Annotated in this window: 18 protein-coding genes and 3 pseudogenes; 4 read left to right on the top strand and 17 right to left on the bottom strand. The window is 62.2% G+C overall.

Features of this window, described 5'->3' with window-relative positions; translation table 11 throughout:
* Window positions 1-75: 75 nt before the first annotated feature.
* The 4 genes and pseudogenes from A4G99_RS29485 to A4G99_RS19280 all read right to left on the bottom strand — a co-directional run.
* Window positions 76-522: pseudogene (locus A4G99_RS29485) on the bottom strand (PKD domain-containing protein); the annotation flags it as partial.
* Window positions 483-1,151 carry a PKD domain-containing protein gene (locus A4G99_RS29490; RefSeq protein WP_190303822.1) on the bottom strand — a complete coding sequence of 223 codons (669 nt, stop codon included), beginning with the start codon at window positions 1,149-1,151 and terminating at the stop codon, window positions 483-485. The pseudogene A4G99_RS29485 and the gene A4G99_RS29490, both read right to left, overlap by 40 nt.
* Before the next feature lie 47 nt (window positions 1,152-1,198).
* Complete coding sequence (locus tag A4G99_RS19275; RefSeq protein WP_066147222.1) at window positions 1,199-2,953, bottom strand: glycosyl hydrolase family 18 protein; 1,755 nt, start codon at window positions 2,951-2,953, stop codon at window positions 1,199-1,201.
* Window positions 2,954-2,965: 12 nt separating this feature from the next.
* Complete coding sequence (locus A4G99_RS19280; protein WP_066147224.1) at window positions 2,966-4,405, bottom strand: PKD domain-containing protein; 1,440 nt, start codon at window positions 4,403-4,405, stop codon at window positions 2,966-2,968.
* Between the two features lie 328 nt (window positions 4,406-4,733).
* Here A4G99_RS19280 and dgoD (A4G99_RS19285) point away from each other — a divergent pair.
* Window positions 4,734-5,886: pseudogene (gene dgoD, locus A4G99_RS19285) on the top strand (galactonate dehydratase).
* A 79-nt stretch (window positions 5,887-5,965) separates the two neighbouring features.
* Complete coding sequence (locus tag A4G99_RS19290) at window positions 5,966-6,634, top strand: IclR family transcriptional regulator (RefSeq protein WP_223302007.1); 669 nt, start codon at window positions 5,966-5,968, stop codon at window positions 6,632-6,634.
* Between the two features lie 299 nt (window positions 6,635-6,933).
* Here the strand turns inward: A4G99_RS19290 and A4G99_RS19295 are convergent, their stop codons facing one another.
* The 7 genes from A4G99_RS19295 to A4G99_RS19320 form a co-directional block, all read right to left on the bottom strand.
* A complete protein-coding gene (locus A4G99_RS19295) occupies window positions 6,934-8,223 on the bottom strand; it encodes a glycosyl hydrolase family 18 protein (RefSeq protein WP_223302008.1) in 1,290 nt (429 codons plus the stop codon).
* Window positions 8,220-8,603: a carbohydrate-binding protein gene (locus A4G99_RS27680; protein WP_223302009.1), complete on the bottom strand. Its 384-nt coding sequence runs from the start codon at window positions 8,601-8,603 to the stop codon at window positions 8,220-8,222. The genes A4G99_RS19295 and A4G99_RS27680 overlap by 4 nt, the downstream gene beginning before the upstream one ends.
* A 733-nt stretch (window positions 8,604-9,336) precedes the next feature.
* The gene (locus tag A4G99_RS19305) at window positions 9,337-11,358 is read right to left on the bottom strand and encodes an FAD-dependent oxidoreductase (protein WP_066147228.1); all 2,022 of its coding nucleotides are present in this window, start codon (window positions 11,356-11,358) and stop codon (window positions 9,337-9,339) included.
* A 77-nt stretch (window positions 11,359-11,435) separates the two neighbouring features.
* Window positions 11,436-11,963: a hypothetical protein gene (locus A4G99_RS19310; RefSeq protein ID WP_066147230.1), complete on the bottom strand. Its 528-nt coding sequence runs from the start codon at window positions 11,961-11,963 to the stop codon at window positions 11,436-11,438.
* On the bottom strand, window positions 11,960-13,228 hold the full coding sequence (locus A4G99_RS29495) for a hydantoinase/oxoprolinase family protein (RefSeq protein ID WP_342764514.1): 1,269 nt from the start codon (window positions 13,226-13,228) through the stop codon (window positions 11,960-11,962). The genes A4G99_RS19310 and A4G99_RS29495 overlap by 4 nt, the downstream gene beginning before the upstream one ends.
* Window positions 13,144-14,103, bottom strand: coding sequence for a hydantoinase/oxoprolinase family protein (locus A4G99_RS29500; protein WP_342764515.1), 960 nt, complete (start codon window positions 14,101-14,103; stop codon window positions 13,144-13,146). The genes A4G99_RS29495 and A4G99_RS29500 overlap by 85 nt, the downstream gene beginning before the upstream one ends.
* Window position 14,104: 1 nt before the next feature.
* Window positions 14,105-15,415 (bottom strand): citrate transporter, encoded by a 1,311-nt coding sequence (locus A4G99_RS19320; protein WP_066147232.1) that lies wholly within the window; start codon window positions 15,413-15,415, stop codon window positions 14,105-14,107.
* A 442-nt stretch (window positions 15,416-15,857) separates the two neighbouring features.
* On the opposite strand from A4G99_RS19320, the gene A4G99_RS19325 reads away from it, so the two are divergent.
* Both A4G99_RS19325 and A4G99_RS19330 read left to right on the top strand, forming a co-directional pair.
* Window positions 15,858-16,625 carry an IclR family transcriptional regulator gene (locus tag A4G99_RS19325; RefSeq protein WP_066147376.1) on the top strand — a complete coding sequence of 256 codons (768 nt, stop codon included), beginning with the start codon at window positions 15,858-15,860 and terminating at the stop codon, window positions 16,623-16,625.
* Between the two features lie 47 nt (window positions 16,626-16,672).
* The gene (locus tag A4G99_RS19330) at window positions 16,673-17,080 is read left to right on the top strand and encodes a thioesterase family protein (protein ID WP_066147234.1); all 408 of its coding nucleotides are present in this window, start codon (window positions 16,673-16,675) and stop codon (window positions 17,078-17,080) included.
* Here A4G99_RS19330 and A4G99_RS19335 read toward each other — a convergent pair.
* From A4G99_RS19335 to A4G99_RS19365, 6 genes and pseudogenes are all read right to left on the bottom strand, one after another.
* Window positions 17,077-18,483 (bottom strand): OFA family MFS transporter, encoded by a 1,407-nt coding sequence (locus tag A4G99_RS19335; protein WP_066147236.1) that lies wholly within the window; start codon window positions 18,481-18,483, stop codon window positions 17,077-17,079. The genes A4G99_RS19330 and A4G99_RS19335 overlap by 4 nt on opposite strands.
* 1,180 nt (window positions 18,484-19,663) lie before the next feature.
* The gene (locus tag A4G99_RS24550) at window positions 19,664-20,551 is read right to left on the bottom strand and encodes a bacterio-opsin activator domain-containing protein (RefSeq protein ID WP_342764516.1); all 888 of its coding nucleotides are present in this window, start codon (window positions 20,549-20,551) and stop codon (window positions 19,664-19,666) included.
* A 111-nt stretch (window positions 20,552-20,662) separates the two neighbouring features.
* Complete coding sequence (locus tag A4G99_RS19350) at window positions 20,663-21,316, bottom strand: DUF5828 family protein (RefSeq protein ID WP_066147242.1); 654 nt, start codon at window positions 21,314-21,316, stop codon at window positions 20,663-20,665.
* Window positions 21,317-21,404: 88 nt separating this feature from the next.
* Window positions 21,405-22,556: pseudogene (dgoD, locus tag A4G99_RS19355) on the bottom strand (galactonate dehydratase).
* An 84-nt stretch (window positions 22,557-22,640) separates the two neighbouring features.
* Complete coding sequence (locus A4G99_RS19360) at window positions 22,641-23,300, bottom strand: class II aldolase/adducin family protein (RefSeq protein WP_066147244.1); 660 nt, start codon at window positions 23,298-23,300, stop codon at window positions 22,641-22,643.
* 29 nt (window positions 23,301-23,329) lie between these two features.
* Window positions 23,330-24,502 (bottom strand): ABC transporter ATP-binding protein, encoded by a 1,173-nt coding sequence (locus A4G99_RS19365; protein WP_066147246.1) that lies wholly within the window; start codon window positions 24,500-24,502, stop codon window positions 23,330-23,332.
* Window positions 24,503-24,535: the final 33 nt, after the last annotated feature.

Below are 24,535 nucleotides of genomic sequence, written 5' to 3' on the forward strand. Positions count from 1 at the left end.
TCCCTGTCCCGCCGACGCCACGATGTCCGCCGTCGTCGGGTTGAAGTCCATCGTCATGATGTTCACGTACTCCAGTTCGACGCCCTGCTGGACCGCGTCCGAGACCATGTCCCGCGCGGGGGCGTAGTTCCGGTTCTCGATGCCGTTCTGTCCCGCCGGAACGGTGTAGCTGACCGTCACCTCGGGTCGTTCGGACTGGAGCATCGCCAGCGCCTCGTTGCGGAGTCGGTAGACACTCCCGTCGCGTCCGGATTCGTCCGCGTTCTCGTCGTCGATGTCGAGGTGGGTGACGCCCAACGTATCGAGGATACCCGCGTAGGCCTCCTTCAATTCGGTGGCGTCCGTCGCGTCGCGGGCGACCACGCGGCCGTCCCAGCCGCCGATGGAGACCCACACGTCGATGCCCTGGCTCTGAAGCGTCGATATCTCGTCCGAGAAGTCCGACACCGGCCGTTGTCCGCTCGACGTGAGCCATCCGGGGTTCACGCCGTCGCCGGACGTCCCGTCGCCGAGGAACGACACGACGATGCGGTCGGTGTTCGCGCCGGTCGTATCCCCGACGACGTCGCCCCACGTCCCCTCGTACGGGGTCGAACGCGTCGTCGTCCTTTGTGGTGCCGCCGCCGCCCGAATCGCCAACCGAGACGGTACTGCTGGCCGACCCGGTCGCCCCGGCGTCGTCGGTCACGGTCAGCGTGACGGTGTAGCTTACCGGCGCTGCCGTAGCTGTGTGTGGTGGTCTGTCCGCTCGCGGTGGTGCCGTCGCCGAACGTCCAATCGTAGGACGCGATGCTGCCGTCGGAATCCGAGGAGCCGTTGGCGTCGAAGCTCACCGACTCGCCCGGCGAGACGGACGATGACGAGGTGCTGAACGAGGCGGTCGGGGCCGCATTGCCGCCGCCGCTCCCGTCGCAGGGTCCGACCTTCACCCAGACCGAATCGCTCGGTTCCGGTTCGTTGGCTTGCGTCCACCACTGGGCTTCCCAGAGCGCCCCGTCGTAGACGACGCGGTCGCCGTCCGTGTACGAGGTGTCCGAGCGCCAGTCCGGATAACCGCTGCAGTCCGCCGCCGCCGCGAGACCGCTCGCGCCGATTCCCAGTGCTGTCAGTGCCGATACGTCGCGTAGTACGTTGCGTCGTGTGTATTTCATGATCGTGTTCTCGTGTTGTCGTGTTCGTTCTTCGTTTTCTCTTCGCGCTATACGTTCGCCACGATGGTGTCGAGGAGCGTCTCGTTCCAGTCCTGTGCGAGTTCCCAGAACATCACGCCCCCCATGCCGCGGTCCTTGGCGAACTGGACTTTTTCGGCGATGGACTGCTCGTCGTCGTAGCTGATGATCGTCTCCTCCTCTTCGTTGACGATGTACGGGACCGCGCCGGGGTCGTGGTACTGCTTCGTCCAACCCGACTCGCCCTCGTAGTTCTCCTCCAAATCACCGAAGTCGAACGCGCCGGTCATGTCGGCACCGCCGCTTTCCGAGTCGTCCCACGTTCCCGCCGGGAGGCCCTGATAACTGCCGTACAGTTCCGTACCGTTGAACCCGCGGCCGTAGAACGGTAGTCCGAGCACCAGTTCTCCGTGGTCGGCCGGTGGCGACGGCGGATACTTCCACTGACCGGGCCAGTAGCCCGTCTCGTCGAGGTCCCCGCCCCAGAGCGTGTCCGCGGCGTACTCGACGTAGTATTGCGTGTCGTACGTCTCGCCGTACTGGGTGTTGTCGGTCGGGTGGCCGTCACCGTACAGCGGCGCGTTCTGCCCCACGGAGTCCATCCACGACCCCGTGAAGTCGTAGGCCATGATGCACGTGTAATCACAGACGTCGCCGATCTGATCGTGCCGGAGGCCACCGGCGTTCCAGTCCGAACCGCCGTTCGCGACCGAGAGCCAGTACCGCTTCCCGTCCTCGCTTCCGGCCGCGTCCAGCGCGTCCCGGAGCGCCTGTAGGAAGTCGATCTGATTGACGTAGTCCTCGTTGCTGCCGCACTGGCACTTGCCCTGTTGGCTACCGGGGTGTTCCCAGTCGATGTCCACGCCGTCCAGATTGTACTGTTGGATGATCTCCACACAGCGGTCGGCGAACGTCGCTCGCTTGTTCGCACTCGCCGCTATCTGGCTGAACCCTTCGGAGTTGGCCCACCCGCCGACGGATATCTTCACGCGGGTGTCGGCCGCCGCTCCCGACTTGAGTTCCTTGAATTTCTCCAGGTTCTGCTCGTCTCGATCCTTCATGATGGTCGGCACCGCGTTCTCGGCGTCCACGCCGAGGAACGCGTACTGCACGTCGGTCACCTTGTCCCACGGCACGTCCTCGGGGTAGTAGTCGTACTCCGGCGTGGCCTTCCACCCGGGATAGTAGCCGATGATCTTGAACTCGTCCGTCGGTTCGGCGCCGACGGAAACGTTCGTCGTCGCCGATGCGCTCGCGCCGCCGTCGTCGGTGACCGTCAGCGCGACCGCGTAGGTCCCCGCCGCGTCGAACGTGTGCGTGACGGTTTCGCCCGACGCATCGTCGGTGCCGTCGTTCGTGAAGTCCCAGTTGTAGGATGCGACGGTGCCGTCGGAATCGGACGACCCAGACGCGTCGAACGTGACTTCGTCTCCCGGCGCGGGCACCGACGGAGTCACGGTAAACGAGGCGGTCGGTGATTCGTTGCCGGTTCCGCCGTCGCCGCCGTCACCGCCGTCGCCACCATCGCCACCGCCGCTGCCGTCACAGTCGCCGACTTTGACCCACACCGAATCGCTCGCCTCGGGTTCGTTCGCTTGCGTCCACCACTGGGCTTCCCAGAGTGCATCGTCGTAGACGACGCGGTCGCCGTCCGTGTACGCCGTATCCGACTGCCACGCCGAATAGCCGCTACAGTCCGCGGCCGATGCGACGCCGCTGATACCGTACGCGAGGGCAGGGGTGGCCAACACTTTCCGCAGGAGGTCCCGTCGTGAGTGATCCATGATTTTCCCTCCTCACTGCACCTGATTGTAGATGTTCGAGAACTCGTACGGGTCCTGTGCGATTCCGCTACAGGTGGCCCACACCGTCCCGTCGGGACACCCGCCGTTGTCGCGGTCGATGGACCAGAACGCCACGCGCCCGATGCCCTTCTCCACGACGAACGAGGCGACCTGTTGTGCGTCGTCAAGGTGATGGGTGCCACCGGCGTCGTTGGCTCCGATCATCGGCGTGATGCCGACCATTCCCCACGCCTCGCTGGACGACACCCCGGAGAATATCTCCACGATGTCGTCGTGCGTGCCGTTGGCCGAATCCTCGATGGTGCTCGCGCTCGGTTCGACCCAGCCGTAATCCATCGTCATGATGTTGACGATGTCGACGTCCACGCCGTGACTCACCGCGTTGTTCAGGATGTCCTTCCCGTGGCTGGTCAGCCCGGTCGTTTTACAGCGGAGCGTGTAGGACACGCTGAGATCCGGTCGATCCGACTGGAGTTGACTCAGCGCCTGATTGCGCCGGTCCACTGCGTCCGTGTTCACCGACTCGATGTCGAAATCGAGATGCGTGACGCCGTAGGTGTCCATCACCTTCTCGTACTCCGATCGTATCTTCGAAACGTCGGTGGTGTCCTGCGCTATCATCGTCCCCATCGCGCCGCCGAACGAGACGATGACCGTGCCGCCCGCGTCCTGATACGACTGGATTTCCGACCCGTATCCGGCTTCGCCGACGAGTTTGTTGACCGAACCACCCCACGCGGCGTTACCGCTGCCGTCCGAGAGGACGAACGCCGCCGTGACGGTGTCGTTGCTCGCCTGCCCGTAGATGTCCGTCAGCGTGGTGCCCGATTTGACGCTCATGTCGTTGTACGGCGCGAACGCCGTACTCCCGCTCGAACTCGTCGTTCCGACCGATATCGTCCGGGTGGCGGTTCCCGTCGCCCCGTCGTCGTCGGTGACGGTCAGCGTCACGGTGTAATCCCCGTCCGATCCGTACGAGTGGCTTACCGACCCACCCGACCCGGACGCGCCGTCGCCGAACGTCCAATCGTAGGACGCCACCGACCCGTCCGAATCCGAGGAGTCGCTCGCGTCGAAGCTCACCGACTCGCCCGGAGCGGGGAACAGCGAGGACGCGCTGAACGAGGCGGTCGGCGCACTATTGCTGGTTCCGCCGTCGCCACCGTCGCCACCGTCGCCGCCGCTCCCGTCGCACGGACCAACCTTCACCCAGACGGAGTCGCTCATCTCGGGTTCGTTGGCTTGCGTCCACCACTGGGCTTCCCAGAGCGCGTCGTTGTAGACGACACGGTCGCCGTCCGTGTACGCCGTATCCGATTGCCACGCCGAATAGCTGCTACAGTCGGCCGCCGACCCGAGCCCGCTTGCTCCTATCGCCAATGCCGAAAGTGCCGATGCATCCCTCAGTAGTCGTCTGCGAGTGTATTTCATGGTTTCTCGACTGAACCGCGATGGAGGCGACGACCAGCGGTCCCGCTCATCTGCGACCGCCCGTTCGTCTCCAAAGCCGCTGGCTATCGCCCCCGAGTACGCTCTAACTCCTTTGTTTTCTGAACTACGATGGTAAAATATACATATAGAGGTAAATAATTTTCTATAATTAAAATACACTAATTATTGGATATAACGTGGTGAGATGCTGGATGGTGGGAAGATGGATGTATTTGGCGCGAAATTGGCCATTCGGCGAAGTTCTCCCCTCGCCCCCTCGACACGATTCGTTCGTCACGGTTTTGTAATCTTCCGTGCATCGACGAGTATGGAAATTACCGGCTACGACCTGTACGAACTTCCGCCCCGATGGCTGTTCCTGAAGATCGAAACCGACGAGGGTGTCGTCGGGTGGGGTGAACCCATCGTCGAGGGACGTGCGAAGACCGTCCGGGCGGCGGTGTCGGAGATGCTCGACGGCTATCTGGTCGGGCGTGACCCTCGACAAATCGAGGACCACTGGCAGGCGCTGTACCGGAGTGGGTTCTATCGCGGCGGTCCCATTCTCATGAGCGCCATCGCCGGAATCGATCAGGCGCTGTGGGACATCAAGGGGAAGTACTACGACCTCCCCGTCTACGAACTGCTCGGCGGGAAGTGCCGGGACAAGATTCGCGTGTACCAGTGGGTCGGCGGCGACCGTTCGTCGGACGTCATCGAGGAGGCCAACCGACTCGCCGACACCGGTTACACCGCGCTGAAGATGGACGCGACGAACCAGACCCGTCACATCGAGACGGCCGCCACGATAGACCGGGTCGTCGACCGTATCCGGGGGGTGCGGGACGCCGTGGACGACACGGTGGACCTCGGCGTCGATTTCCGCGGTCGCGTCTCGAAGTCGATGGCGAAGACGCTCACCGCCCGGTTGTCCGACTGCAACCTCATGTTCGTCGAGGAACCCGTCCTCCCGGAGAACGTCGAACACCTCCCCCGAATCGCCGAGGGGTCACACGTTCCCATCGCCACCGGGGAACGACTGTACTCCCGATGGGATTACAAGCCGGTCTTCCGCGGCGGGGCGGTGGACCTCATCCAACCCGTCGTCTCCCACGCCGGGGGCATTTCGGAACTGGTGAAACTCGACGCGATGGCCGAAGCACACGGACGTGGCCGTCGCCCCGAACTGCCCGCTCGGTCCCATCGCGCTCGCGGCGTCGTTGCAGGTCGATACCGTGATTCCGAACCTCGCCGTGCAGGACCACGGGTTCGACGTCCACCCGTCGGCCCGCGGCCCCGCGTATGACTACCTCGAAGACGCCTCCGTTTTCTCGTTCGAGGACGGCTACCTCGACGTTCTCGACGGACCCGGTCTCGGTATCGATATCGACGAGGCCGCCGTCGAGGAACGGTCGGAGGGTCACGTCGAGTGGTACAACCCGACGTGGCGAAACGAGGACGGCAGCATCGCCGACTGGTAATCCCGGTCATCGACCAGTACTACTCGGCACCGATTTCGAATCACGAAATACTTATCAGCATTTAATTCCATACGTGGGTATGGATGATGGTGGCCAGACATCGATGGTTTCGGCGCCGAAGAAGACGTTCGCCCTGATTACGACGATGGCGAACCGCGGTGGAACCGTCGGGATTTCCGAACTCGCCGACGCGTTGGGATTCACCAGAAGCACCACGTACAAACACCTGGCGACGCTGCGGGAGTTGGGATACGTCGAGAAGGACGGGGTCGAATACTCCCTTTCGTACCGCTTCCTCGAAATCGGTTCCCGAATCCAGTACGATTCCGACCTCTATCGCGCCGGACGGCCCGCCATCGACCGACTGGCGACGACCACCGACGAGACGGTCAGCCTCGTCGTCAAACAGGGATCGTCGGCCATCGACCTCTACCAGTCCACGGACACCCCGTCGAAATCCGAACTCACCGACCGCTATCTCCACTGTACCGCCGCGGGAAAGGCCATCCTCGCGCGTCTCTCGCCGACGGAAATCGACGCGATACTCGACGACGTCGGACTCCCCGAGCGGACGGACAACACCATCACCGACCGGGACCGACTCGAACGCGAACTGGACGGTATCCGCGAGCGCGGCATCGCCATCGAGCGGGGCGAACAGCACCCCGAGCGAAACGGCATCGCCGTCGCGCTGAACACGACGGCGACGTCGCCGCTGTGTACGTGGCGGGGCACGCTGATCGATTGAGTAGCAAGCGACTCGAAGAGAACGTTCCGGGGCTGGTGCTCGGCACGGTCCGACAGCTCAAAACGGCACTCTGAGACGAAACGCCGAGTCTCTACGAGAATCGTCGTCTTCTCAGTAGTTGTAACTACACGCCAACCAAACACTTCTCCTCGAAACAAATGGGACGTTCGAGGCCTCCCTCTCATCCGAATCTGCGCACGTCTTCGTAGAGTTCGCTCTCCCATCGCACGCTCAACGATTGCCACTCTGATCGCCTCCTCGAAAAAACTCGAACTTTTCGCTCTGACCGTTCCCGGTCGCTAGAGATGGTCGAGCATCGCGTCCAGCAGCACCTCGTTCTTGTCGTTGGCGAACGCCCAGAACATCACCCCGCCGAAGTCGTTGTCCACGGCGTAATCGGTCTTGGCACCGATGGACTGCTCGTTGTCGTAGGTGATGAAGATGTCCTTCGACGGCGAGTAGAGCCACGGGACCTTCGCCGTGTCGTCCCAGTAGTAGTCGTACGCCGAACTCGGTTCGAGGTTCTGATTGATGTCCCAGAACTCCTTGACGCCGTTGTCCTGCCCCCACGTTCCGCTGGCGGCGCCGTCGAACGACTGGTACAGCCCGTCGTTCGTGCTGCTCGTGACGTTGGCGAAGCTCCGGCCGTAGAACGGCATCCCCATCGAGAGCTGTGACGCGTCGAACGCCGTGTTGGCCCAGTAGTTCATCGAAGCGTTGACGTTGAAGTCCGACGCCCGCGGCGACGGGTCGTTCGACTTGGCGTACAGCGGCGCGTCGTGGTTGGTGTAGTCGTCGAACGCGCCGTGGTAGTCGTAGGCCATGACGCTCGCGTAATCGAGCGCCTCCGCGTTCGCCGCGTGGTCCAGACCCTCCGCCTTGTCGGGGTCGGCGGACATCGCCGCGGTCAGGAGGTACTCCTTACCGTCCGCCGCCTCGGCGTCGTCGAGTTGCGAGCGGACTTCCTGCAGGAGCTTCGTGAACCGCGCCTTGTCACCGTCGCGGACGACGTTTCCGGATTTGCCGCCGCCGCCCGGATACTCCCAGTCGATGTCGATGCCGTCGAAATCGTTCTCCTGCATGATGTCGATGGCCGTACTCGCGAACCGCTCGCGGTTCGCCTGCGTGTTGGCCGCATCGGAGAAATGCGTCGAATCGCTCCATCCGCCGATGGAGAACAGGAACTTCGTGTTCGGGTCGTCCACGAGGCTGTCGAAGCCGGTCCAGTCCTGCCACGACTTCGGTTGGAGAACGTTCATCGCCGCGCTCTCCTGAATGTAGTCCACGGTGCCGTCCTGTTCGACCGTCAGGAACGCGTAGTTGACGTGCGACACCTTGTCCACCGGGATGTCGCCCGGATAGTAGTCCCGGTCCCATTGGGACCACTGCATGTAGTAGCCCGTGACGCGTTGGTCGAGCGACGTTCCGCCGTCGGCGACGGTGACGGTCTTCGTCGCGGAACCGGTCGCGCCCGAATCGTCGGTCACGGTCAGCGTGACGGTGTAGTTACCGGCGCTGCCGTAGCTGTGCGTGACGCTTTGGCCAGTCGCGCTGCTGCCGTCGCCGAACGTCCAGTCGTAGGACGTCACGGACCCGTCCGAGTCGGAGACCCCGAGGCGTCGAACGTGGCCGTCTCACCCGGCGCGGGTGAAATCGGGTTCGCGGTAAACGAGGCGGTCGGCGCAGTGTTGCCGTCCCCGCCGTCGCCACCGTCACCGCCGCTCCCGTCGCACGGGCCGACCTTCACCCAGACGGAGTCGCTCGTCTCGGGTTCGTTGGCTTGCGTCCACCATTGGGCCTCCCAGAGCGCGCCGTCGTAGACGACGCGGTCGCCGTCCGTGTAGGCGACGTCCGACTGCCAGTCGGAGTAACCGCTGCAGTCCGCCGCCGTCGCCAGCCCGCTCGCGCCGAGCGTCAGCGCTGAAAGTGCCGATACCTTGCGTAATACGTTGCGTCGCGTTTGTTTCATGGATTCGATTGATGGGGTCGTGACTCACGACCGGCATCGGTGTGCCGAAACTGTGTGACCGACCCTCATGGTTGGTTTGAGAGCACAACGATTTAAATTCATCTATTACTATAAAATAATATTTACATCTGGTACAGAACATTAAATTTTGCTGTCCTCTCGCGTCCGCATACGACGGGGCGAGTGTTTCGTCATAGTGACACCCGTTTCCGCAGTGAACACTTACGACCGTGGGAACGCAGTCGACTGGATCCGTTCGAAACGCGAGGTCCCGTGAACCTACCCCAATCTTCGGTCCGTTCCGACTCCATCCCATTTCTCAGAACGAAATCCTCGTCGTAGTCGGTTTGAACACCCCTCGACTGGCACTTCCACTGTGCGTCCCTTGTCGGTCGCTTCACCGATTTCGTGCGCAGCAACCGTTCGCGCTCGTCGTACGTTCGCCGAACGAGGCCGTCCGTCACGCATACGGCATCCGTGACGGGGGACGTGTTTCGTCATAGTGATAGTCGCGTCGGAAGCGTCCCGCCGTCGCATTTCTCCCGACGTTCGCCGCGATAGTTCGTCGTTGAACCACTCGGAACTATTACAACAATATCTCTGTAATGGATTCGGAGGCGACGGCATTCCCCGGTCACGAACCACCCGAGTTCCGATTCGTGGCACGGTTCGTCGTCCGCACCCGTTCCGCACTCCGCCCCATCCGTCTTTGTCCGTCTTCGTCCGTGCCGTCTCAGTCGGTCGTGTTCGCACTCAGTTTCGACCGGCTGGCCATGTCCTTACCGCGCAGGAGCCGATAACAGACGATACTCGCCTCCCCATTCGACAGGGGGTCACCCCCTTCTATTCCGTCGGGGAGAACGGAAGTCGGGACGTCCTCGCGGAGTTCGGTAGCCAGTAACCGACGGAATTCGTCCGCCGTGATCGGTGTCATCCCCGCCGTTTCGTCAGGCGAACTCCGTGCCCAATCGGACGGGTCCGTTTCGGTTTCCGTTTCCGACCGGAGTGCGGCCGTAGCTCGGCTCCAGTGTTGTGCACGCGAAACCGACAACGCCGACGTCGGATCCGAATCGTAGGAGTCGAAGAATCCCTTCGTCCCCAGATACTGCACTGCGGGTATCCACGCTTCGTCCTCGGTTTCGGCGACGTCGACGTCGTTGAAAAACGAGTACATGACTCCCGCCTCGCCGAGTGCGGATTGGAGTTCTTCGACGTCGATATCGGCGACCGGTACGCTCCGTCGTTGGGCGATTGCGGCCGCGAACCCTGCCGACTCGCCGATGTGGAGCCACGTCGGTTCGAGCCGAATCGTCCCGTAGGCCACGTGCGTGGAGGAGAGTGGAACGGGAACGAGCAGGTTGTCGATATCCTTGGGCAACAGCGCCCGGTACGGAACTTGGGACGGCCGCGTCACCTGCGAGGCGTAGAAGAATCCCTCGCGCTCGCTACCCACCTGTTGTTCCGTTCGGCAAGCGTGGGAGTCCAGCGGATATTCGGCGACCGCAATCGAATCGGATTTGATCGGCGTTCGATCCAGTCCCGGCGCGTGTCTCGCGTCGTTCTCGGTGAAGACGGCTCTGCCTTCCAACCGCCGTGCTTCCCGAACGTACAACTGCCACGGGAAGTTGTCGGTGTCGGTGAACTCGTCGGTGGCGAGCCCCCACTCGCGGGCGTCAGAACGCAATTCCTCCGGGACGGCATCGTCGTTCTGGAGGAAGTACAGCAGTCCCAACGCGTGGTTTTTGTGCCGTCGTGCGATTTCGTTCCGTCGCTCCCAGTCCGAATCCGGGTAGTCGTGGTTCTCGCCGGGCAAATCGGCGGCGTTCATGTCGGCCTTGTCGTTCGGAAGGTACCGGAGCAACAGATACCGACGAACCCCTGCTTCGACCATCTCGTCCAGTTCTTCGAGATACTCCTCACGGTCGTACTCGTCCGGTTTCTCGGGGAGCCGTCTCGTCTCCGGATTCCGGCTCAAACAGAGCCGGTAGTTGTAGGCCTGAATGGCGTCGTCGCCCTCGCCGGTGCTCCCCGGATATATCTCCGTCAGCCCGGCGGGATGGGGAACGATATCGAGGCGTCCCTGCTGCTTGTCGGTCGGCACGTGGAGCGGCCCGCGTCGGTCCATCGAAGCCGTATCGTCTCCGTCGCCAACCGCGGCGCGCGGGTAGAATCTGTCCCCGCGAATCCCGGTGAACAGTCGCCCCGCGAACTGCTCGTTGAACTCGGCCCGCGATTCCCGCCCAACGCGGTACGCCGTCCCGGCGGCGGCCATGAGGTCCCCCTCGTACGTCGCTTCGACGAACGTCGAACCGCTCACCTCGAACGTCGAATCGTCGTCGAACGATTCGAACGTGACCGATTCGAGCATCGACCCGTTTCGCGTCACGGCCGTCGGTCGGTAGCCACGTCGAACCGTCAGATTCGGTTCGTCGGCAACGAATTCCTCGAAGATGCTCTCGGCGATGTGGGGTTCGCAGATGTAACCGTCCTCGCAGAACTCGTACTGCTCCGAATCGGGACCGTATTCGCTTCGGTAGTGTTCCCGAACGGTCGAGAAGAACTCGTCGAGCAGCGGTGCTCGTGGCTTCTTGATGAGCGTGTCGGTGTAGCTGAGTCCACCGGCCATCATTCCGCCGAGATGCTGGTTGTAGGTGACGAGGAGGGTTTCTGCGCCGTTCCGTGCGGCACGGACCGCGGCTCCGATACCGCCCGCTGTTCCGCCGCCGACGACGACTGGATAGTGGTCTGCTGTCATTGTCAAATAAGTCGTGTATGTGCTGTCGATTGCTGTTGTAGTCGTATTCGAGTCGTTGTGCTGTTCGAGCTATCGCGTTATTCGAGTCGTTCGATGAGCGATGCAGTCGCGTCCGGCAGCAACGCCGCCGTGAACGCGTGTGCGGCGTGTTCTTCGAGACGCCGATGAGACGGCCGTGACGGTCGCCCGATTCCGAGCCACCCGGTGATTCGGGCGAGCGGGCGACGACGGTCCCGGTCCTTCCAATCCGGCGCTCGCGTCTCCAATTCGTAGTGGGCCAGTTCGTGGGCACAGACCGCCGTCCGAAGGGCGGTGTGGTCGAAATCCGCGTCCGCCGCGACGCGCCCTATTTGCGCGTCGTACAGCGTGATGACGCCGTTCGCGTAGGTGCCGAGCAGTCGTACGGCGTCGAGACCGTCCCAGGCGTCCTCCGCGATTCGAACACCCTCCGCTTCGGCGATTCGGTACGGGTCGGCGGTTCCGTGTCTCGCCCGGATGGCACGAGCACGGCGTCTTCCCGTCGATTTCGCTCGATCGAGTGACGAAATCGGTTCACCCCCTGCGTCTCGGCTCTCGTCCGCCGAGTTTTGAACCCCTCCGCTCATGGTTTCTCCGCGATGATGACGAGTTGCTCGGAGTCGGGGAGTTCGCCGAACTCGACATCGACCAGCGAGTGTATCTGTTCCCGCGAGGACACTCCGCTGACGTCCAGTAGTTGGTGACCGTGACAGACGTAGAGGTTGGGGAGTTTTGCCGAGGCGTTGCTGAACACGGATTCTTCGTCCAGCACCTTGCCCACGACCCGGTCGAGGATTTCCCCGGTCGCTTTGTAGACGCTGGCGTCGTTCAACTTGAGCTTGATGACGCCGCTTTCGTCGACTACGGCGGTTCGATTCGTGCTGTTCGTCACGAGACCGAAGAACTTCGAACTCGTCTCCTCGGCCTGGAAGACGGACAGTCCGTCGGTCGAAGCGACTCGATCGATGGTTACCGCATCGGCGTCGAGGCTCGACGCGGCCGTCTCCCTGAGTTCGCTCTCGTCGACCGCGCCCTGTGAGAGGTCGCGGGTTTGGAGTTCGGTCGAACCTTCGGCTTCCGCGCGGAGCAGGTTGCGCGAGCCATCGAACTCCACTTTCGCCTCGACGGTCTCCTGATTCGCGCCCATGCCGACCACGGAGTCGATTGCCTCCCGTCGGAGCTGTTGGATTTCGTCCTCGCCGGGGTCCATGACGTTCCGTTCGATGACGTCACGGACCATCGCCAGCCCGACGCCGATGGTGCTGATGGTCTCGTGATTGCGCGCGAGTCGGGCCTCGTAGTCGGTCGTCCCGGACAGGTACGGGACCAGCGCCGCGCTGCCACCACCGCCGCCGACCAATTCGAGGAGGTTCGTGTCGAGGTCGTACTCCTCCACGATGTCCTCGATGACGGGGAGTATCTTGCCGATGCTCGCATCGAGAACCATTTCGGCGGCCGTCTCGACATCGACGCCCAGTTCCTCGGCGAGCGGTTCGAACGCGCGCCGCGCCGACTCCGGGTTCCCCGCCGCGTACGCGTCCTCACCCACGTACCCCAGCAGGTTCGCCGCGCCGCTCGGCGTGAGCGCGTACCGGCTTCCGTCCTCGGTTTCGACCGCGACGTACTCGGGGTCCTCCGGTTTCGGGCGGACCTTCACGAGCGACGGTGAGCGGATTTCCTCGCGGTCGGCGTACACCGCGTACGGGAGGTCCGCGATGTGGGCGCTTCGAGGACCGACTTCGGCGATTTCGTCGCCGTCGAGACGGATCATCGACCCGCCGGCGATTCCCTCGGTCCGGATGTCGAGCGTTCGAGGAACGTCGTGTGCCCCCCGATTTCGGCGGCCTTCCACTTCGGTTGTCCCCGTTCGATGACGCTGATGTCGCTACTCGTTCCGCCGACCTCGATGAAGATGCCGTCGGTGATGTTCTCGTACATCAGCGCGCCCGCGACACCTGCGGCCGGGCCGGAGAGGATGGTCTGGATGGGACGGCGCTCCATCTCCCCGATTTCCATGACGCCACCGTCCGACCGCATTATCATCAGCGGCGCATCGATACCCATGCCGCCGATGCTCTCGACCGTCGAACGCGAGGTCTCTATCATCCGCGGGAGGATACTGCCGTTGACGACCGCGGTTCTGGTTCGGACTTTCAGTCCGTATCGCTTCGAGACGACGTTCGCCCCGATAGCGGCGAGTCCGTCCTCGACCACGATGTCACACACCGCATCCTCGGCAGTCGGGTCGTCCACGCCGAACGCTTCGCTCACGACGACGGCTTCGACACCGCTCGCCTCGAACCCATCGAGAATCGTCCGGATTTCGTCCGTCGGAATTCCGTCGTCCAGCATGACGAACCCGTGGTCGCATTCGATGACCTGCGTGTCGTTCAACGAGATGTTGCCGACGTCGGTTTCGGACCGGCCGCGGCGACCTTTGAGGCCGCGACCCATTCCGATGACGCCGACTTTCGCGACGTCGCCTTCCAACAGCGCGTTCGTCGCCTGCGTCGTCCCGTGTGCGATAAACACAACGTCGTCGGGGGTCGCGTTCACCGATTCGAGGACGGTCGAAGCCGCTTCGACGATGCCCGCCGCTACCCCGGCGTCCGCGTCGTGGGTCGTCGGTACCTTCACCTGTTCGATGAGTTCCAAGGTGTCGGTGTCGATAGCCACCGCGTCCGTGAACGTTCCGCCGACGTCGATCCCGATGCGTATCCGTGTCATTTTAGAGTCCAAAGAGGTAGACCGAGACGATAACTCCTACTGCCGCCGTCGCCCACGCGAACGGGAGGATGCTTTTCGTTATCTCGTTGACGTTGATATCCATCTCGTCGGCCGTCCACGCGTTGTGCGTGTTCGTCGGATCGGCCGGTGCCTGCACGCGGAGCGCGCTTACGGCCGTCGTCGTGATGAGCGCCGGGTTGATTCCGATGGCGGCGAGCACGCCGATAATTCCGCTTCCAAGCCCCCACAAGTTCAGCGGTCCGCGATACAGCGCCAGCGGGGCTAGAACGATGAACATCACCGCGTAGAGTATCATGTTCTGTGGGATGATGAGGGTCAACAACGGTTTCATCGTCGCCGCAACCGGCTCCGCGAAGACCGCTTGGAGAAGCCACCCGATTGCCACCATCAGCGCGATGGCGGGTGCAGCGTCCGAAATCCCCTCGTGAAACGCGTACGTGACCTGATTGAGGGTCCCTTTCAGGTTCTTGAACCCGGCCAGTCCGGGTTTGCTCGCCACCGCCGCGTACAGGATTCCGATGACGAAGGCGGGGAGAACTGGACTGCCGACGATTACCAACAGCACCGGCAATATCGGCGCGAGCAGTGCGTACGTCGGCACTACGGACTCGAACTGTTGTTCGATTTCGTCCGACGTGACGGACGCATCGTCGGCGCTCGTCGCCCACGTCGCCTGAATGTTGCCCCGGTGGGTCTGAAATCCGATGTACGCCAGTCCCGCGATCAGCGCCGCGATTCCGGTCGGAATCGCCCAAGACAACACCCGTTGCAGTTCGATTCCGGTCACGTCGGCGTAAAACACCCAGTTGGCGGGATTGAACATGACGCCGTTCCCGTACGCGAGGAGGACGATTCCGGCCGCGATTTTCCGTTGAAAGCCGATACTGACCATTATCGGGAAGACGATGGTCGCGATCATGATGAACGCGCCCAGTCCCGAAATGCTGGTCGCGATGACCGCGACGGCCAGATAGAGCAGAATCGAGACGACGATCGCGTTATCGCCGCCGAGTTCCGCGGCCGACTTCACTATCTCCTCGGCGATACCGGTCTGCTCGATCATCGCCCCGAGTGCGGCACCGAAGAACACGGCGACGAACGCCGATGCCAGCCTCGTCGAACCGCTTACGATGACCGTATTCGTTATTCCATTCAGTCCAAGCCCACCGACGGCCGCGATACCGAGCGCCATTGCGGCCAGTGCCACGAAAGTAGGCATGAGTTCCGTCATCATCAGAATTCCGAACACAGCGAACACGACGAGAATTCCGATTGCCCCGATGAGTTCCATACGTCTCAAACACCGACTTGATGTGCACAAAGCCAGTATATAATTATTTTCTAAGAAATATGTCATTATATACTTATGAATACTGGCCAATTATGGGGGGAAGAAATAACTGGGTTCCAATACGATGATTCGGATTCAATCAGAATTTGGTTTCTCAACCACGCAAAATGCGGATTTCTGACCCTTGGGTTCTCGAACCAACCGCTCAGATTCACACGATCCAACGTCTCGAATCTACATATGTTTTCTTACTATTTTAAATTGTCATTACTTGATGTATTCCGCTGTGCGGAACGCGTGGACTGTGTTGTTGTCTCTTTTATAAATGACTGTTCGTGATGGTTGTCCTGTGGAGGAATAACGGCAACCCGTTCCGCATAGTGAAATAACAGTTCTACTAAGCGGAACAGTACTTATGTTGGTGCGACACGTGCGTTCCGACATGAATGACACGACGGAAAGCCCGATTCAGGCGCTCGATACCGGTATCGAACTCCTCGAAACGCTTGGCGAACTGAACGGCGCGGGCGTTTCGGCCATCGCGGACGAAGTGGGGCGACCGAAGAGCACGGTTCATCGCCACCTCAAAACGCTCGAAAACAGAGGTTACGTGCTCAAGGATGGCACGGAGTACTACGTCGGCTTGAAGACGTTGCGCCTCGGCGCGAACGCGCTCAATCGACATCTCGTCTATCCGGTCACGAAATCGGTCGTCAACAGCCTCGTCGAGGAGACCGGTGAATCGGCCGCCGTCGCGGTCGAGGAATCCGGGCAAGCGGTGTACCTCTACTACAACCGGACGGACCACGCGGTGAAAACGGACGCACGGCTTGGAATTCGCCTGTATCTCCACTGTACCGGTACCGGGAAAGCGATACTGGCACATATGTCGGACGAACAAATCGATCGAATCATCGACCAGCACGGACTCCCACGGCGGACGGAACACACCATCACCGACCGGGACGAACTGGACGCGGAACTGGAGCGGGTGCGTCGGGAGGGCGTTGCGTTCGACGACGAGGAACGGTTGGACGGAATGCGCGGCGTCGCAACGCCGATACTGAACCAGGAAACGGGCGACCTCTTGGGCGCACTCACGGTCGCAGGACCGACCCATCGAGTCCACGGCGATTGGTTCCGGGAGGACATCCCCGAACTGCTCCAGCGCGCGACGAAGATGGTGGAAGTCAACCTCACGTACCGATAGCGCGCGGGATAGGTGAACTCAAGTTCCCGCCCGAACTCGGTTTCGACATGACACCACGGACGTACACCCACGACATCGAGGTTCAGTTTCGTGACCTCGATACCCGCTCGCACGTCAATCACGTCGTTTACGCCAGCTACTTCGAACGCGGGAAAGAACGGCTGTTCGAGGAGGTGCTCGATACCTCGCTCTCGTCCGCACCGACCGTGGTGCGGTCGCTGGACGTCGAGTACGTGGCCCCCATCGAACCGGACGCCACCGTCACCGCGGCGCTCGGTCCGGTCGAAACCGGCGAGACCAGCCTCACCATCGAATACGAACTCGTGACCGAGGACGACACCGTCGCCACCGGCCGAACGGTCTCCGTCTACCTCGACGACGACGGCCAGCCAACCCCGCTTCCCGACGCCTGGCGGGACGCGCTCGCACCGTATTGCGCGGACGAAGCGGATTAACGAGGCCGTTCGTCGTCCGGCGGGCGAAGCGCGAACGCACCGACCCCGGCGGCGATGGCGAGACCGCCGCCGACGAGGAATACCGGCGTCCACCCCGCGACCCCGGCGAGCCATCCGGAGACGACCCCGCCGAAGACGCCACCCAGTATCTTCGCCGAATAGAGGACGGCGTAGTTCGCCGAGGAGTGACGTTCCCCGTAGTAGTCGGCGACGAGGCTCGGAAACAGCGTGTACTGTGATCCCTCCAAACCGGCCGCCACGACGAGGGCGAGGAGGAATCCGAGCGACGACCCGACCGCTCCCGTGCCGACGAGCGACAGGAGTCCGATTCCGCAGAGCGAGAACGTCACCGTCATCAATCGCTCACGACTGACACGGTCCGAAATCCCGCCGACGACGAGTTCGCCGATGGCGTCCGCGACGGGGAGGATGGTCGCCGTCAGCGTCACCAGCAGCGCGGCGAACCCGAACTGGTCCGCGAACGGAATGAGGTTCGCCGTGAGCATCAGCCCCGCCCCGGAAATCCCGACGAATAGGGCATACATCGTCCAGAACTGCCACGTCCGGACGACTTCGCGCCACGTGTACTGGCGACCCGTTCCGATTCCGGTCCACTCGCTCGCCGTTTCCGATCCCTCGTCGCGGGCGTCATCGACGAAATCCCTGTGAGCTTCATCCTCACCGCCGTCGTTGTCAGCGTCCTCGTTTTCACCAGTCTCATCATTGGCCTCACCAGTCCCAATATCGACCTCACCCGCCTCGTCATCATCTCTACTGCCGTCGTCCAGCCAATCCTTCGGGGGATCACGAAGGACGAGCGCACACGCGATGACGCCGATGCCGACGAGCAGGCCGATGGTTCGAAGCCCCGGCAGAAACGCACCGGAAGCCGATTGGAACCGAATGTAGGGGACGAACAGCGCGCTCCCCGCGGTGAACGCCATCGAACCCGCACCGGTGGTGATCCCGCGACGGTCCGGAAACCACTTGAGGGCGGTGTTGATGGCGACCGTGTACACCATTCCGGTTCCGATGGCCCCCAACGAGTAGAGCAGATACACCTGCCACAGTTCGGTGGCGAACGTCAGTCCGACGTACCCGCTCCCGGCGAGCACGCCCGCCAGAACGGCCATCGGTCGTGGTCCGTGATTGTCCCGCCACCACCCTGCGGGGAACTGTGACCCTGCCTGAAAGAACACGTACAGGCTGAACACCGCTCCGAGCGCGGACAGCGGAACCCCGAGGTCCCGCGCCAGCGGTCCCTGCACCGACGACCACATGTACTGGTACGGGCTGACCAACCCCATCATGACGACGCCAGCTACGATCTGCCACCACCGCGAAAACCCCAGTATGTCCCGCGCTCGCGTCGAAACGTCGCTTCCCTCCGTTTCAGATATCATCGCTCGGTGTCGAATCCTGATACGCACTCAAACGGCTGTACGCCGTCACGACGACGACGAGCGTGATACGCGTTACGGCGGAAATACGGGGTGACAGTACCTCGACGACTCTAACCGGTCCCTCGAAACCGGTATGGGGCGTCTCCCTTCCGTATTCGAAGGCTCTGCTAGTAGCCGCTCTGTCTATACCCTCCCCAGCGAGTAGGGACGAACGATGGAGAAACAAAACCGCCCGATGGAACCCGAGGTGCAACATCCGATGTTCGCTGCGGTGGAAACCAGCCGACGGCGAGCGACTCTCGCGATACTGCTCGACCGAACGGCGGCAACGGACGAGCGGGAACTCGCCCGTCTCCTCGCGGCGACCGAGGAGGGAACACCGGTGGCGGACGTTTCGGAGGAAGACGTGCAGACCAACCGCCTCGACCTCCACCACAAACAACTCCCGGTGTTACGGAACAGCGGTCTCGTTGACTGGAACGAGGGGACCGGAACCGTGACCACGACGGACCACCGCGCGCTTACCGACCCGCGATTCCGGCAACTCCTCGAAACCGAGGAAACGGGGGTCGACGACGTCCTGTTCGGTTTGTCGGACCGACGCCGCCGGTATCTCCTCTCCGTCCTCCGTGACAATTGGGAGACCCGAACCGCAGTGTCGCGCTCGGTCCTCGCCCGTCGAATCGCTCGACACGAAACCGATACGGAGGAACCGGATCAGTCGACGCTCGACGAAATCCTGCTGGCCCTGACCCACATCCATCTCCCGATGCTCGCGACGGCCGATATCGTCCGATACAACCCCGAATCCGGTCGGGTTGCGTACGCCGGAAATCCAGCGCTCGAACGGGTCGTGACGATCTTCAACGAACCGGACAACCGCTCGGTGAGCAGGCTCGTTGGATTCTTCGGCGGGTTATTGACCTCCTATCAGGAGGCGGGTGGGGGGCGGGCACCTCGCTCGACTGGCCGAGTTTCTGGAGAGACCCGCATCATGGGTAGACCGCTGGAACTGTGGGCGTTCATCTTCGCCAACACGCTGCTGTTCGTGATGAGCAGTCTACTGATGACGCTGAGCTTCATCGCGTACTATCAGAACCCGAAAATGAAATCGTATCTGCTCTCCACCATCGGGTTCGTATTCATCGTCCTCGGCGGTCTCGTGGACCCGGTGTATCGACTAATAATCCGTGGCGAATACTTCCTGAACGGCACCGAACGCCTGCTCCTCCAGTCGAGCGAAGGCGTGCTGCTGTCGATCGGGCTTGGCCTCCTCTTCTACGCCATCATGCGCCACGACGTCGCTCATCGCCGACGGATGGCCACGATTCCATGGACACGGACATCTACGGCTTCGACGAACACCGGCACGACGATTGAACGACCCGTCGGCTATTTTCCCTCTCCTTCGGCACCCCGACCGACCATGACCGTGTTTTTGATCAGGTTCTTGTGACCGCGATGCAGGCGCTCGGAGAGCGCCTGCTGGGGAGATGTCGAGGTCCCGCGCGAGATCGTCCATCGTGACCTCCTGTGGAATCTCGAAGTAGCCGCGCTCGAACGCGGCTTCGAGCGTCTCCTGTTGTTGCTCCGTGAGGCCGAACCGGCCGCCTTTCCCCTCGTCCAACCGGTAAATGCGCTTGACGTCGAACGTCAGGTCGTTGTTCGTACAGTAATCGTACGTTCTCGACAGCGAACCGTACTCCGGAAACAGCGCCCGGACGTGCCACATTCCGTCCCGTCCGAACGCCGCCAAAATGGTTCCCTCCTCTTCGACCAGAATTTGCACGAGCGTCTGGATGGAATCTATCCAGTCCATCTGGTACAGCCATTCGCCGTCGAGTTCGGCGACCAACCGAACGTTCGCGGTGCTCGGGTCGCCCTCCAGCGCCCCCTGTACCCGCTCGCCGTCGGCATCTTCTCCACTCACCCAGATGAACGGCATGACTCGCTCGGGGTCGTGAGCGACGATTCGCTCGATTTCGAACGCCAACCCCTCTACCGCCGTCCCCGTTTCCCAGAGCGCGAATTCGTCCGCCGGAATTTCCGCCTCTACGACGACACCCATGACCGATACTAACGTTCGCTACTGCAATAACGGGCACGCCCACGGGGGAGATATTTACGAGCGGATACGAAACCGGTACACAATTTTACCAGCGGATACGAAACCGGTACACTACTCTTCGGTTACCGATTCGATACCTTCCGATATCGCCACGCTCCGTGTGTTCTTCTCCGTCTCGATTCGCCATCGCTCGATGTCCTCGTACTCCGCCAGCAGGTCGCTGACGCTCCGTTTCAGCGAATCGTCGTTGACGTTTACCTCGAACCGATACTGCGGCCGTCCGGACCCGATTCGGTCGATGTTCGCGCTGACGAGCGCGTTGTCGAAGTAACACGGCGATACTTTCGTCATCACGTGTTTGTACACCGTGTTCTCGACCGCACGGAGGCCTTTCCGCGCCGCCGTGTCGGCCGCACGGGTCGCGTGTTCCACCGCTTCTTGCCCCTCTTCGGCCGCGTCCTCTAAATCACCGTCTTCGAGCTCTTGAATCGTCCCCCCAATACTATCCCCCGCGGTACTGATATCTTCCAGCGGAGTTTTCCCGGCTTTTTCACCGTCCCCCTCGCTCGTGCTGGCCTGTTCCGCGGTCTTCTCGTTGACCTCTTCCCCGAATCGTTCCTCCGCCTTTGGACGCCACTCGTCCCAGTCCTCGAACTCTGCCCCGGAAATCCCTTCCGCTTCCAGCGCGGCAGTGATGCGCTCGCCGTGCTCGACCACGGCGACCCATCCACCTTCCTGCTTGAACCCCGAAACGCTCTCTTCCATGGATAGGTGATACGGGGTCAGCGTGGCTATCCTTCGTCCCGGGATATCCCTGCAGTTTATACGCGAACCGGAACTCGCGCCCGAAGCGTTACCACTCGGCGAAACTCCCGTCGTCGTGATGCCAGATTGGATTGTGCCACATCACGTTCGTGTTCGGCACGCTCCCGAACTCGCTCTTCGTCGATGGACACGCCGAGTCCCGGCGCGTCCGGTGCCGTCACGTACCCGTCCGCGAAGCCGAACACCGATGGGTCTTCGAGGAGGGCCAAGCCGGTACTCCGTTCCACGTCGTGAAGGTTCAAACTGTGTTCCTGTACCACGATGTTCCCCGAGCAGAACCCCACTTGGAGGCTGGCGGCGAGCGCGATGGGGCCGAGGGGACAGTGGGGAACGAGCGCGACACCGTGCGTCTCGGCTATCGTGGCTACCTTTCGCATCTCCGAGATACCCCCGACGTGCGTGATGTCGGGGTTGAAGACGCCGACGACGCCGTCGATGAGCGCCTCCTCGAACTCCCACCGCGAGTACAGTCGCTCGCCGGTCGAAACCGGCACCGTGGTGTGCGTGGCGACTTCCCGAAGCCGTCCGTTCTGCTCCGGCGGAACCGGCTGTTCGAAGTACATCGGGCTGTACTTCTCCAGCGCGCTCACGATCCGTTTCGCCATCGGAAACGAAACGCGGCCGTGGAAATCGATGCCGATGTCCACGTCGTCGCCGACGGCGGTTCGAACCGCCCGCAATCGGGATTCGACGGCGTCCACTTCCGCCGGAGACGCCAAGGGTCGAAACTCCATGGTTCCGTTCATCTTCAGCGCGGAGTAACCCGCGGAGACCATCTCGCGGGCCGAGACGGCGATTTCCTCGGGTGATTCGCCGCCGATCCACTGGTGAACCCGCAGTCTGTCCCGAACCGGTCCCCCGAGGAGCGCGTGAACGGGCGCGCCGTAGTGTTTTCCCTTGATGTCCCACAGCGCCATGTCGATACCGGCGATGGCGCTCATCAGAATCGGGCCGCCGCGGAAGAACCCGCCGCGATACATCGTCTCCCAGTGTTTCTCGATGGGGAGCGGTCCTCGCCGACGAGATACGTCTCCAGCAGTTCCTCGACCGCGCCGCGAACCGCCTTGATCCGTCCCTGCACTATCGGCTCTCCCCAGCCGACGGTTCCGTCGGTGGTTTCTAGCCGCAGGAGGAGCCACCGGGGCGGCACTTCGAACAGTTCGTAGTCGACGATGCGCATACGCGACCCTCTCGGTGGAACCACTTGATCCTTCCGTGCATCAACGGAACGGGGGAATCAAATGAACGTTCGATGCGACGGTCGTTATTCGCTCGTGCCGTAGCTCTCCAGTTTGCCCTGTATCCGCCGAATCTCCTCGTCGGGGAGGATATCGGGCGTCCCGACGGTGGACGCGAGGTGATGGATCCGGGCGCAGTACTCGACCATCTCGGCCACGTCGAACGCGCTGGCGAGCGAGTCGTCGGCCGTCAACACGCCGTGGTTTTTCAACAGCGTCGCGTTGAACTCGTCACCGAGTGATTCCGTTGCCGCTTCACCGAGTTCGGGGGTGGCGTGGGTCCGATACTCCGCGACCGGGACATGCGTTCCCGCGAACGCCACGAGGTAGTGCGACGCCGGAATCGGTTCGCCGAGCGCCGCGAAGGACGTCGCGTACGGCGAGTGGGTATGAACGACGCCGCCGACGTCGTCGCGCCGCTCGTACACCGCCAAGTGCATCGGCAGTTCCGTCGATGGCTCCCGGTCGCCCGTGAGGACGTTGCCGTCGAGGTCCACGACCGGAACGTCCCACACGTCGATTTCGCTGTAGGGGACGCCGGACGGGCTAATGGCGATGTGTTCGTCGTCGATTCGCATGCTCAGGTTTCCGCCGGTTCCCTCGGTCAGTCCGCGTTCGATGAGTTCGATGCCGTACTCGCGTATCGCGTCCCGTTCGTCGTGATATGGGTCTTCCGTTTCGTCCATGTTGTCTCCTATTCGCTCCACCGTTGTGATTACTCCGATGTGACGCCGACGTCAGCCATCCGATCGGAGAGTTCGGATTCCGCTTCCTCGGTGAGTGTTCGGTGATGAATCGCGTTCCCGGTTTCCGTGTCGAAGAGGTACACCGTCTCGGCGGGGATATCGGCGTACAACTCCTCGCCTTCGTCCACCGGACGCTGGCCGTCGATCTCCACGACGAACGTGCCGTCGTGCGACTGTTCGACCGGTTTGAGGTACAGATAGCGGATACTACCCATCGGCTCCACGACGTCGACCGTACATCGGAACCCGTTCACGCCCTCCTCCTCGGTTCTGATCTCCACGTCTTCCGGTCGGACGCCGATGGTCACGCGCTCGTGTCCCTCGGTGGACGCCGCGATGTCCTCGGAAAGTTCGTAGTCGAACCCGTCCGCGAGGAGCGTTCGCCCCTCGCGTTCGGCTTCGAAGAAGTTCATCGACGGCGACCCGATGAAACTCGCGACGAAGAGGTTTTCCGGCCGGTAGAAGCATTCGAGTGGGGTGCCGATCTGCTGTAACTCGCCTTCGTTGAGGACGACGAGGCGGTCGCCCATCGTCATCGCTTCCGTCTGGTCGTGGGTGACGTACAGCGTCGTCACGTCCAGTTCGGACTGGAGGCGGTTGATTTCGGTCCGCATGACGGTACGGAGTTTCGCGTCCAAATTGGACAGCGGTTCGTCCATCAGGAACGCGTTAGGGTCGCGGACGATGGCGCGGCCGAGCGCGACGCGCTGTCGTTGCCCACCGGACATCTGGGACGGGTTGTTGTCCAGCAAGTTCTCGATGTCCATCGTCCGTGCAACGCGTTCGACGCGCTCCTCGATTTCCTCGTCCGAGAGGTCGGTGGACATCTTGAGGCCGAAGCTCATGTTCTCGCGGACGCTCATGTTCGGGTAGAGCGCGTAGTTCTGGAACACCATCGCGATGTCCCGATCGCGTGGCGACATCCCGTTCACGAGTTCGTCCTGAATCCAGATGTCACCTTCCGTCTGTTGTTCGAGTCCCGATACCATCCGGAGCAGGGTCGATTTCCCGCTCCCGGACGGTCCGACGAGGACGACGAACTCGCCATCCCCGATGTCGATGTCGACATCATCGACGGCAGTGATCTCACCCTGCCGACTGTCGAACCGTTTGACGACGCTGTCGATACTGATTCCTGCCATTGGTCTAGTATGCTCGTTCTTCCCAAATAAATG

The organism is Haladaptatus sp. R4, from assembly GCF_001625445.1.
In the GTDB taxonomy this organism is placed as follows: Archaea; Halobacteriota; Halobacteria; order Halobacteriales; family Haladaptataceae; genus Haladaptatus.